Source organism: Streptomyces canarius (assembly GCF_014650735.1).
In the GTDB taxonomy this organism is placed as follows: domain Bacteria; phylum Actinomycetota; class Actinomycetes; order Streptomycetales; family Streptomycetaceae; genus Streptomyces; species Streptomyces olivaceoviridis.
In genome coordinates, this window is sequence record NZ_BMVN01000025.1 from 117799 (window position 1) to 128679 (window position 10881).

At 71.2% G+C, this 10881-nt stretch carries 6 protein-coding genes; 3 read left to right on the top strand and 3 right to left on the bottom strand.

Annotated features, from left to right (window positions below):
- Nucleotides 1-16 precede the first annotated feature (16 nt).
- The 3 genes from IE294_RS29675 to IE294_RS29685 form a co-directional block, all read right to left on the bottom strand.
- Nucleotides 17-3289, bottom strand: coding sequence for an ATP-binding protein (locus IE294_RS29675; RefSeq protein ID WP_189891115.1), 3273 nt, complete (start codon nt 3287-3289; stop codon nt 17-19).
- A 79-nt stretch (nt 3290-3368) separates the two neighbouring features.
- A complete protein-coding gene (locus tag IE294_RS29680; protein ID WP_189891117.1) occupies nt 3369-3794 on the bottom strand; it encodes a hypothetical protein in 426 nt (141 codons plus the stop codon).
- Nucleotides 3795-4345: 551 nt separating this feature from the next.
- A complete protein-coding gene (locus IE294_RS29685) occupies nt 4346-4666 on the bottom strand; it encodes a GYD domain-containing protein (protein ID WP_014674007.1) in 321 nt (106 codons plus the stop codon).
- A 535-nt stretch (nt 4667-5201) separates the two neighbouring features.
- Here IE294_RS29685 and IE294_RS29690 point away from each other — a divergent pair.
- Genes IE294_RS29690 through IE294_RS29700 form a run of 3 tightly spaced genes read left to right on the top strand, consistent with a single transcriptional unit; the run spans nt 5202 to nt 10193 of the window.
- A complete protein-coding gene (locus tag IE294_RS29690) occupies nt 5202-5570 on the top strand; it encodes a hypothetical protein (protein WP_229917408.1) in 369 nt (122 codons plus the stop codon).
- Nucleotides 5560-9825 carry a DUF6531 domain-containing protein gene (locus IE294_RS29695; RefSeq protein ID WP_189891121.1) on the top strand — a complete coding sequence of 1422 codons (4266 nt, stop codon included), beginning with the start codon at nt 5560-5562 and terminating at the stop codon, nt 9823-9825. Before IE294_RS29690 ends, IE294_RS29695 begins: the two co-directional genes overlap by 11 nt.
- Nucleotides 9822-10193, top strand: coding sequence for a hypothetical protein (locus IE294_RS29700; RefSeq protein WP_189891123.1), 372 nt, complete (start codon nt 9822-9824; stop codon nt 10191-10193). The genes IE294_RS29695 and IE294_RS29700 overlap by 4 nt, the downstream gene beginning before the upstream one ends.
- Nucleotides 10194-10881 lie beyond the last annotated feature (688 nt).

Genomic DNA, 10881 nt, shown 5'->3' on the forward strand with positions numbered 1-10881 from the left:
CCCGGCCTCTCGCGGATCACCCGGCGCTCAGCTCCCGCAGTGCCGCCGCCCGCAGTTCCTCCCGCCCCAGGGCGGCGTACCTCGACCTCGCGTCGGCGTACGCCGCCCTGTCGGCGTTCTCGGCCGCCTGCCGGGACCGGGCCGAGGACAGGGTCGGGAAGTCCCGCACCACCGGCATCCGCTCCGCCAGCGCCACCAGCCGTACGGCCGCCGTCTCGCCCCGGGCCAGCCCGGCGAGCCCGAGCGCCAGCAACACCGTGCCGTAGACCGGCAGTTCCACGGGGGAGCCGGGGGAGTCGGAGGTGCCGGGGGTGTCAGGGGACTTCGAGGTGCCGGGGGAGTCAGGGGACTTCGAGGTGCTGGGGGAGCCGGACGAGTCGGAGGTGAACGAGCCCCCGGTGCCGGACGAACTCCCGGTGCCGGACGAATCCCCGGTGCCGGACGAGCCGGACAGCATCCCGAGGAGCCGCTCCCGCAGTTGCCCGGCCAGCCCGGCCACCGGCTCCAGCCGGCCGTGCTGCGCGTGTGCCGCCAGCGCGGCCGACTGCACCTGGAGCGACCAGGGATGCACGAACGGATCACCGGCATACAGCAGGCTGTCCTCCCGCACCCGCTCCACCGCCCGGCGCCAGAGCCCGAGCCCGACCTCCGTCAGCCCCCGGGCCAGCGCGATCTCCGCCCGTGCCAGGAGATCGGGGGTGTAGATCTGCGGTGAGTCCGGCGGCTGCTCCAGGGCCGCGAGCCCCAGCCAGTACTCCGCCTCGTCGACCTCCCCGCGCTGAAGACAGGCCAGCACCAGCCCCCAGCGCACGCCGATCGAGTCCGACCAGTCGCCGAACCGGTCGAGGGCGGCGAGCGCGGCGCGCAGATGGTCGTACGCCTCCGCGCCCCGCTCGGACTGGAGGCACAGCTCGCTGATCCGTCCGTGACAGAGCAGCTGCATGGCCGGGTTGGCGAGCGGCTCCAGCGCGTCGAGCATCCGACGGGCGTACTCCAGCGCGCGCTCCGTCTCGTGCGCCGCGTCCCACGCGTAGCTGGCGAAGCACGCCGCCACACCCGCCAGCAGGGGTTCCTCCGCGTCACACAGCTCCCGCAGCAGCGCGTACTCCGGCGGGTGGATGTCCGGTACGGCGCACAGCACGACGGCCAGCGCCCGCAGCAGCGTGTCCGGCGGAGCGGGCGGCAGCCTGCGCAGCGTCACCAACTGCCGCATGGCGTGCGGGCCGTGGGCCATGAAGAGGCTGGCCGTGCACACGGCCGCCGCGGTGCGGGCCGGCTCCACGTCCTCGGGGCCGGGGCGGAAGTGGGACAGCGGCCCGCCGGTGTCGGCGATGAGCGCGGCGAGCCGGGTGAAGTGGGAGTCGGTGGCCCACAGCGAGGCCAGTACGGCGGTGAGGGCGGCGGTGGTGGGCCCGTCGGACCGGGCCAGCGCGTGCCGCAGCGCGAGGACGAGGTTGTCCTGCTCGGCCCGTATGCGGTTCCAGGAGGGCGCCGGGTCGCTGCTGAACAGCACATCGTGGTGCTCGCGGCCGAAGTCCCGGGCCCAGTCCAGGAACCGGTCGGTCACCACCTCCTCCTCGCCCGCCTCGGCCCGCCGGGCGGCGCCGAACTCCCGCAGGGTCTCCAGCATGCGAAAGCGCGTCCCGGCCGGGCTGTCGTCCACCTTGACCAGGGACTGACCGGCGAGCTGCTCCAGCAGGAACAGCGCGTCCCCCGTCCCACCGAGCAGGTACTCCGCCGCGTCCTCGGCGAAGCCGCCCGGGAACACCGACAGCGCGCGCAGCGCGGCCTGGCCGTCGGGCTCCAGCAGGTTCCAGCTCCACTCGACCACAGCGTGCAGCGTGCGGTGCCGCTCGGGCGCGTCACGGGCGCCGCCGCGCAGCAGCGCGAAACGGTCCCGGAGGCGGCGTGCGATGTCGGCCACGGAGAGCACCCGTACCCGGGCCGCGGCCAGTTCCACGGCGAGCGGCAGCCCGTCCAGGTGGCGGCAGATCTCGGCGACCCGGTCGGCGGGCAGGTCCACGCCGGGCCGGGCCGCCCGCGCCCGCTGCTCGAAGAGCTCGACCGCGGTGGCGAGGGACAGCTCCGGCAGGGCGTACACGGACTCCGAGGTCAGCCCCAGCGGAGCCCGGCTGGTCGTCAGGACCCGCAGCTCCTTCGACCGCGACACCAGCGCCCGGACCAGGTCGGCCACGCCGGCGATCACCTGCTCGCAGTTGTCCAGCACCAGCAGCGTGGGCCCCGTACCCAGCGCGCCGGCGATGCCGCCGACCGCGTCGCCGCCCCCGGTGAACTGCCGGCCCTCGCCGGCGCCCACCGCCGAGGCCACCTCGGCGGCGACGTCGTCGTCGGCGGTGACACCGGCCAGGGGGACGAAGTGCACCACGGGCTGCTCGGCAGCCCGGCTCACCGCATGGGACAGCCGGGTCTTGCCCAGCCCACCGGGGCCCACGACGGTGACGACCCGGGCCGCGCGCAGCAGCCCCGCCACGGCGGAGATGTCGGCGTCCCGCCCCAGCAGCGGGTTCGGCTCGTGCGGCACTCCCTGCCGGACCCGAGGCGCGTCCGCGCTCAACAACTCCTGATAGAGGGACCTGAGCCCGGGACCCGGATCGGTCCCCAGCTCCTCGCGCAGCCGCCGCCGATAAGCGTCGTACCGGGTCAGCGCGGCGGCACGGCCCACGGTGTCCGCCTCGCACCGCAGCAGCTCCGCCAGCACCTCCTCGTCCCGCGGCAGCTCCCGGGCGAGCTCGGCCAGCGGCACCGCGGCCTCCTCCCGCCGCCCCAGCCGGGCGAGCGCGAGCGCACGGGAACGAACGAGCGAGCGGTGCGCCCGGAGCCGGTCGGTACGGAGCGCCACCACCGGATCGTGCAGGTCCTCTCCCGCCCCGGCCCCCACGCTCCCGTCCCACAGAGCCAAGCCCGCCTCGGCCTGCGCCAGGGCGCCCGCGTGATCCCCCGCCCGCGCCCGCTCGGCGCTCCCCGCCTCGAACAGCAGCAACGCGGAGCTGTCGACCTGCGCCTCCTCCAGCGCCAGCCGGTACCCGGTCGGCGTACTGACGACCAGCTCACCACCCAGCTGCGCCCTGAGCCGCGACACCAGCACCTGCACCGCCTTGCCCGGCCGCTCCGGCAGCCCGTCCGGCCACAGCCCCTCCACCAGCCGCCCCGTGCTGCACCCGGCCCGCAGGTCCCCGGCGAGCAACGCCACCAGCCCGCGCAGCCGGGGAGCGGTGATCTCCCGCCCACGGCAGGCGACTTCGGACAGCAGGGCCAACTCGGTCGTCACGCCTGAAGACTAGCCACCCACCGCTCGCGCGCGGGAGGAAGCCCGAGCCGCGCGGGAGGAAGAGCCCGAGCCGGTGGTTTCACGCCCTGGCCGGACCAGCCCCATGCCGTTCGTGGATTCGCTTCACCTGCCCGGCCCAGAAGCCGAGCTTCTCGTCCGCCGACGCGCTCATGGGGAGCAACCGGAGTTCCTTGGCCAACTGGTAGAAGCCGGCACCGGCATCGTTGGCACCCAAGTAGTTCACCAGGGCCGACAGCATGAGAGGCGGATCCGAGGGGGCGAGCTCCTGGTCCCGTTCCACGATCAGTCCGAGCAGGTACCCCATCGCGGCCCGCTCGTCAGCCCGCTCGAAGTCGAAGGGCCGGCAGCCCGTCCGCCGGGCGAGGGTCACGTTGAGCTCGGTGTACGAGGTGAGCCTGCCCAGCTTCGCCCGCTCGACAAGAAAGCCCCGCCCGGCATCCGCCAGCTCGTCCCACTCACTGTCCGCGCGGCCGTATCGAGACATCCCGCCCCCCTGAGCTACGTCCGATCTACGTCGATCCGTGAGCGGGAACGTACAGCGCCGGCGCAGGGCCCACCATCACTCGACTTCATGAGTTTCACCGGTGCCGACACCTCCTTCGGCCTTGTCGTGCGACGGACCGAAGACGGCCTGACGGTCGCCGACAAGAACGGCACCGTCGCACGGACGACGGCGCCGCAGCTCGCCTCCGCCGTGCTGCGGACGACAGAGGACCTGGGTCCCGCCCTCCGCCGGAAGACCCGGTCGCATCCGACTGGGAAGCCGCCCTCGCCGCATTCCGTCCCCTCGTACCGAGCAGGAGGGGGTGAGCGCCGGCAGCCTGGGTGACGAAGGCCGGGGAGACGCCGAGCACCCCGGACTTGCACGCGCCTGTCGCCGACCTCTGGACCGAGAGGGCCACATCGAGCGGCGACCGGCAGAGGCACACCTCAAACCCCACTGGGCCGACGCCTGCCCAAGCACCCGCGGCGACTCCGGCTGCTCTGCGCGCGGGCCTGATGGTCTGGCACGACCTCCGCCACGCCGTTTCCGGCTTACGCGCCCGGAGCGCGGAAGGCGACCTCTCGGCGGGCGGCCTGGTCGATCTCTTCGAGTGTGAGGAGGGGAGTGGCCCGGGTGCAGAGGGCGCCGCTGGCCTTGACGGTGAGGCTGACGGCGGCCATCGACACCGGGTCGGGGAGGTCGATGATGCACACGAGATCGTCCTCCCCGAAGGCGAAGTACATGGCCTCGACCGTCCCGCCGAGGTCGGCGACGACTCGGTCGACGGCGTCGCGCCGGCCGCTGGCGCCTTCCTTGAGCAGCCCCTTCGTGCCCTCTGGCGTGTAGGTGGCCTGGATGAGGAACTTCGGCATAAGGCTGCTCCCGTACGCTGCTTGCCCGACAGCACCATGGCCTACCCGCTGCCACGTGGGTCGCCACTCACCGAGCGGCTTGATTCACCCGGAAGCCGAACGTCTTCCCTCCTCGACCGAGTGGCCACCGGCGGTTGGCTACGGTGGCGGGATTCGGGCATCGGCCGGCGGCTGCTTCCCCCGGTGCGGGCCCCGTAGCAGCGGCGGCACCACATCGGTCGGCTCCGGGATAGCTCCGGGATGGCTCCCAGAGCGTGCGCACGAAGGTCGTCGCACGCCCCCACGCCTCCAGTCCGGCCCGAGTTCCGGGCGGAGGTGCAGGACCGCATCACCGCGGCCCCTGGTCATGTTCCCGGCCGGACCAGGCGATCACCCACCCCAAGCCCCTGGGAACGCCATCACGGCCGGCCGGCAGGAGGACCCGGAGACGAATACTCGACGGGCACCCCTACGCGCGCAGGCTGTCGACCTGACACTTCCTTTACCTGTCTGCCCTATGGTCGGAAGCCGCAGCTGCGAACCGGGGGAGGCGACAGTGACGGGGGACGGCAAGGTGCCCGGCAAGGTGCTGGACATCAAGACCGCCGACATCAAGGCGGCGGCACCGGCCTTCCAGCAAGGGGCCATCGACCTGAGCAAGGCGCTGACCACGCTGATCCAGACGCTGGACGGCCTGGGGGAGCCCTGGGGCCACGACGAGCAGGGCAACAAGTTCGGCAACGCCTACAAGCCGCAGCAGAAGAAGATCGAGAGCGCGGCGGGCATCCTGGTGCTCGGTCTGACGAGCATCCACGAGGCCATGGTGGACCTGTCGGACGGGCACGTGGACAACGACCAGCTGATCGCCGGCATGTTCACGCAAGTGAAGACCGGCAAGCAGGGCGACGGTGCCGGTGAGCGTTGAGGACAAGGCCCGCCACATCCTTTTGAAGCTGGGTCTGTGGTGGCCCGAGGCGGACTCCGGCAAGCTGAGGGACGCCGCGAAGGCCTGGCGTGCCTTCGCCGATTCGGTGGACGACGTGCGCGCTCCCGTGCACCGCAGCGCGTCCTCGATCATCCACAACAACACCGGTGAGTCGATCGAGGCGTTCGAGAAGTTCTGGGGCCGCTACGCCAAGGACCAGGACGGCGGCTGGCTGAGCGACCTCGCGAAGTCCTCGCGGGAGATGGCCAAGGCGCTGGAGAAGTTCGCCGACGCCATCGACGACGCGATCAACAAGCTCTGGACGCAGATCGGCATCGACGCCGCCGTGATCGCGGGCGGAGTGACGCTGGCCTTCTTCACCGCGGGCCTGGCCTCCGGGGCCGCCGTCGCGGCGGCCGACGCGGTCATCGAGTTCGGCGCCACGATGGGCATCGCCGTCACGACGACGGTGGCCGAGATCGCCGCCGGCACCCTGGTCGCCGCCGCCTTCGGCGGGGTCGAATCGGTGGCGGTCGACCTCGCCGTGGCCCAGCCGCTGAAGATGGCGACCGGTCTACAGCACGGCTTCAGCCTGGACGAGGTCAACCAGGCCGCCAAGGACGGCATGATCTTCGGCGGCGCGCTGGGCGCGGGCGGTGGCCTGCTGAAGGCGAGCATGGAGGGCGGGCTGGCCGACACCACGCCGCTGCTGCTGCGCCCGCCGTCGCTCCGCCCCGACCTGGTGGAGCTGGGCCCGGCCGCCCGCAACGCCGAGCGCACCCCGTGTGTGGGCGAGCCGATCGACGTGGCGACCGGCGCCATGCTGATGACCCAGACGGACCTGACCCTGCCGGGCAGCCTGCCCCTGGAGTTCACCCGCACCCACCTGTCCTCCTACCGGGGCGGTGTCTGCTTCGGCCCGACGTGGATCTCCACCCTGGACGAGTGCCTCCAGATCGACGGCGAGGGTGTCGTCTTCGCCGCGGCCGACGGCATGCGCCTGGTCTACCCGGTGCCGCAGCCCGGCGTTCCCACGATGCCGGCCAAGGGCCCGCGCTGGCCCCTGGAATGGGACGGCAAGCCGGACGGCGCGATGACGGTCACCGACCCCTCGACGGGCGTGACCCGCACCTTCGCCGCCCCCGTCCCCTCCCCGTCCTTCGGCGTCTTCCACCTGGCGCTGGACTCCTGGAGCGACCGCAACGGCAACCGCATCGACGTCGAACGCGACGACGAGGGCATCCCGTTCGGCATCCGCCACTCCGGCGGCTACTACGTCGCCGTAGACACCCAGGGCCCGCGCATCACGGCCCTGCGCCTGCTGGACGAGCCGCCCTCCCGCTACCGCCCGTCCGCCGCGCCCGACGAGGGCACGGTCGTCATGCGCTACGCCTACGACACCGCCGGCAACCTCACCGAGATCATCAACTCCAGCGACGAGCCCCTGCGCTTCACCTACGACACCGAGGGCCGCGTCACCCGCTGGACCGACCGCAACGGCACCTGGTTCTCGTACGTCTACGACGAGCGCGGCCGGGTGGTCCGCACCGAGGGCGTCGACGGCATCCTCTCGGGGACACTGACGTACGACGACGCGGAACGCACCACGACGTACACCGACTCCCAGGGCCACACCTCGGTCCACCGGTACAACGCCGAGGGCCTCGTGGTGGAGGAGACGGACCCGCTCGGACACGTCACCCGCACGGAGTGGGACGAGTACGGCGCCCATCCGGTCGCGGTGACGGACCCGCTGGGCCACACCACGCGGTGCACCTACGACGTCTCAGGCAATCTGACGGAACTCACCCTGCCGGACGGATCGGTCGCGTGGGCCGTGTACAACGCGCTCGGTCTCCCGACCGAGGTGACCGAGCCGGGCGGCGCCCTCTGGCAGCACACGTACGACGAGCGGGGTAACCTGCTGACGACCATCGACCCGCTCGGCGCGGAGAGCCGGTACGCGTACGACCCGGCGGGCCGGCCGACGGCGGTCACCAACGCCCTCGGGCACACCCGGGCCTTCGCCTACGACGACGCCGGCCTGCCCCTCGCCCTCACGGACGAGTTGGGCCACACGACGACCGTCCGCCGGGACTCCTTCGGCCGTGTGATCGAGGTGACGGACCCGCTCGGGAACCGTACCCGCCTGGGCTGGACGACGGAGGGCAAACCCGCCTGGCGCGAACATCCCGACAGGGCCCGGGAGACCTGGTCCTGGGACGGCGAGGGCAACCTGCTCTCCCACACGGACGCCGCCGGCAACACCACCCGGCACACCCCGCACCACTTCGACGTGCCCGCCACCAGGACCGACTCGAACGGGGCGCACTACGAGTTCACCTATGACACGGAACTCCGCCTGACGGCCGTCCGCAACCCGTTGGGTCACACCTGGTCGTACACCTACGACGAGGCCGGTCGCCTCGTGGCCGAGACGGACTTCAACGGCCGCACCGTCACGTACACGCACAACGCCGCGGGCGGCCTGCTGTCACGGACCAACGGTGCGGGCGAGACCACGGTCTTCACCCGCGACGCCCTCGGCAGGATCCTGGAACAGCGGAGCGGCACAGCAGACGTCACGACGTACGCGTACGCTCCCACCGGTCATCTCGCGCGCGCCGCCGGTCCGGAGGCGGAGCTGGTGTACGAGCGGGACGCGCTCGGCAGGGTGCTGTCGGAGACCGTGAACGGCCGGACGACGACACACGCCTACGACGCCCTGGGACGGCGGATCCGCCGCACCACCCCTTCCGGCCTGACCTCCTGCTGGACGTACGACGCGGCGGGGCGTCCCACCGCGCTGGACTCCTTCGCGGGGAGCCTGTCCTTCGCCTACGATGCCGCCGGTCGTGAGACGGAGCGCCGTCTCGGTGCCGACGTGACCCTCGCCCAGAGCTGGGACGCGGCTGGTCGTCTCGCCGTCCAGTCGCTGACGTCGGCACCGGTCGCGGGCGAGGCCCGCCGCCTCCTGGAGCATCGGGAGTACGCCTACCGGGCCGACGGCTACCTCACCGAGATCCGGGAACTCACGGCCGGCACACGGAGCTTCGATCTCGACACCACGGGCCGCGTCACCGGCGTACGGGCGCTCGGCTGGACCGAGACCTACGCATACGACACGGTGGGGAACGTGTCGCACGCCGCCGCACCCGCGCACGAGGCACCAGGTGACAGGGAGTTCAACGGCACGGTCATCCGCCGCTCGGGCAGCACGACGTACGACCACGACAGCCAGGGTCGGCTCGTCGCCAAGATCCGCAGCCTCCTGAACGGGGAGCGACGGACCTGGACGTACGCCTGGAACGCCGAGGACCGCCTGACGGAGGTCGTCACGCCGGACGGCAGTCGCTGGCGCTACTCCTACGATCCCTTGGGCCGACGCATCGCCAAGTACCGGCTGGCTGAAGACGGTTCTCCGGTCGAGCGCACGGAGTTCACCTGGGACGACACCTGCCTGGCCGAGCAAACAGACCCCGACGGCACGACGACCACCTGGGAGTACGCCCCCGGCACGCACCGCCCGCTGGCCCAGACCGACCACCGGCCTTCCGGATGCGCCGCGGAGACCTCCTTCCTGGCCCGGCTGGCGGAGGAGACCGCCGCTGATCACGCTCCTCGCTTCCACGCCGTCGTCACCGACGCGGCAGGCACGCCGACCGAGCTGGTCACGGCGGACGGAGCCGTGGCGTGGCGGCGGCGTACCTCGCTGTGGGGGACACCGATCGGCTCCGGGGCGGAGACCGGCTCCGTGGACTGCCCCCTGCGTTTCCCCGGCCAGTATCACGATGCCGAAACCGGGCTGCACTACAACTACTTCCGTTTCTACGATCCGGAAACCGCACGTTATCTTTCGCCCGACCCACTCGGTCTTGATCCGGCGCCGAACCATCACGTGTACATACTCAACCCCTTCCGGTGGATCGACCCGACGGGATTGGTGAAGTGCACTCAGGAGGCGCTCGACAAGGCCTTCGAGATGGACAATACGCCGCGAAAGCTCGAACACGTCATCGATCCCCCGAAGCACGGATTCGAGGAGATAGTAAAGAATTCGGGAGGACGCTCCGAAGCGTTCCGGCGTATCGTCAACAGTCTCGGGGAGAGCGACGACCTTCCAGAATCCGGTGGTTTCGTCGTCGACCGTACAATCGACGGAGAAACGGTCACCATCCGCGGCGCCATGGTCAACGGGATACCTCGCGTCGGAACCGCGTTCATCCAAGACAAGTTTCCAGGAAAGACACCATGACGGACCGCCCTACCACCAGACCGCTCTCCCCCCTCGAACAGCGCGTCCTCGTCAAGCTCCTCTCGGCGGAGTTCCCGGGCGCGCAGGAGCTGAGGAACCAGCTGGCGCAGACCCGTGTCACCCGTCCCTGGGGGAGCGAGTCCCCGAGCGTCGATCTGGACGTGCCACCCGGTGTTCCGGAAGCGGCGATCGAGGACGGCGTCATCCCGGCCACCGGTACGGTCACGGACGACTCCGGCGAACTGTTCGGCGAACTGCTGGTCTGGGTGAGCGACGGCAGGCTCTCGGCCCTGGAGTTCTCCTGGTACGGCGACACCGCTCCGACGGAACTCCCGGATCCCGGCCTCGTCACCGTGACAGTGCGGTGAGACGGAGAGGACCGCGGCTTGAGATTCGTCGAGACCCACTGGAAGTGACCGGGATCGTGGCCCGCTCAGAGGTCCTTGGCCGGCCGTGCCGCACCTCACTCGCGCGTGTGTTCCCGTGGTCCCCGTGATGTGCCCGGGCCCTGGCAGGCCTGAAGCTCCTCGATGACCTGATAGGCGCTCGCGAATGGCGGAGACGGTCGCCGGGCCATCGGTCGCCGCGAATTGGCGCAGGAAGCGCGCGGCTCGGGTCTCTTCGCCCTGCTGCTCCGGACCGGCGGGCGAATTCACCTTCGGTGGCTGCCCCTCGGCGCTGTCGAGGAACAGGGCGAGATCATCCATGGTCCGACGCTGTGCTGGATCCGCTGCTCCGGCGATCGTGAAGTAGATGCCGTTGGCCCTCAGCCGGGCGCGCACGCTCGTGCCGTCCTGTTCGTCCATCGGAAACCGTCAAATGTCTTGCCGAGGCCTCACCATGGAAGCTGCCGGCCAGACACGTGAACTGAGTATCTGAGAGGTGTGATCCCGCGAAGTCAGCGCCTCACGTCGGTACGTTGAGATATTCGATGCGGACCGTGTTGACCTCATGACGGTACGTTGCGAGGAAATCTTGAAGGGTCACGAGCTTCCCATTACCTTCTTGGTGGCCCCGCAATGGGGCGCCCGGCCTCCGGAGTTGGCATGACTTTCT

Bases quoted from the DNA above. Each gene is read 5' to 3' on its own strand.
- IE294_RS29700 (WP_189891123.1), top strand. From the start codon at position 9,822: ATGACGGACCGCCCTACCACCAGACCGCTCTCCCCCCTCGAACAGCGC.
- IE294_RS29685 (WP_014674007.1), bottom strand. From the start codon at position 4,666: ATGCCGAAGTTCCTCATCCAGGCCACCTACACGCCAGAGGGCACGAAG.
- IE294_RS29680 (WP_189891117.1), bottom strand. From the start codon at position 3,794: ATGTCTCGATACGGCCGCGCGGACAGTGAGTGGGACGAGCTGGCGGAT.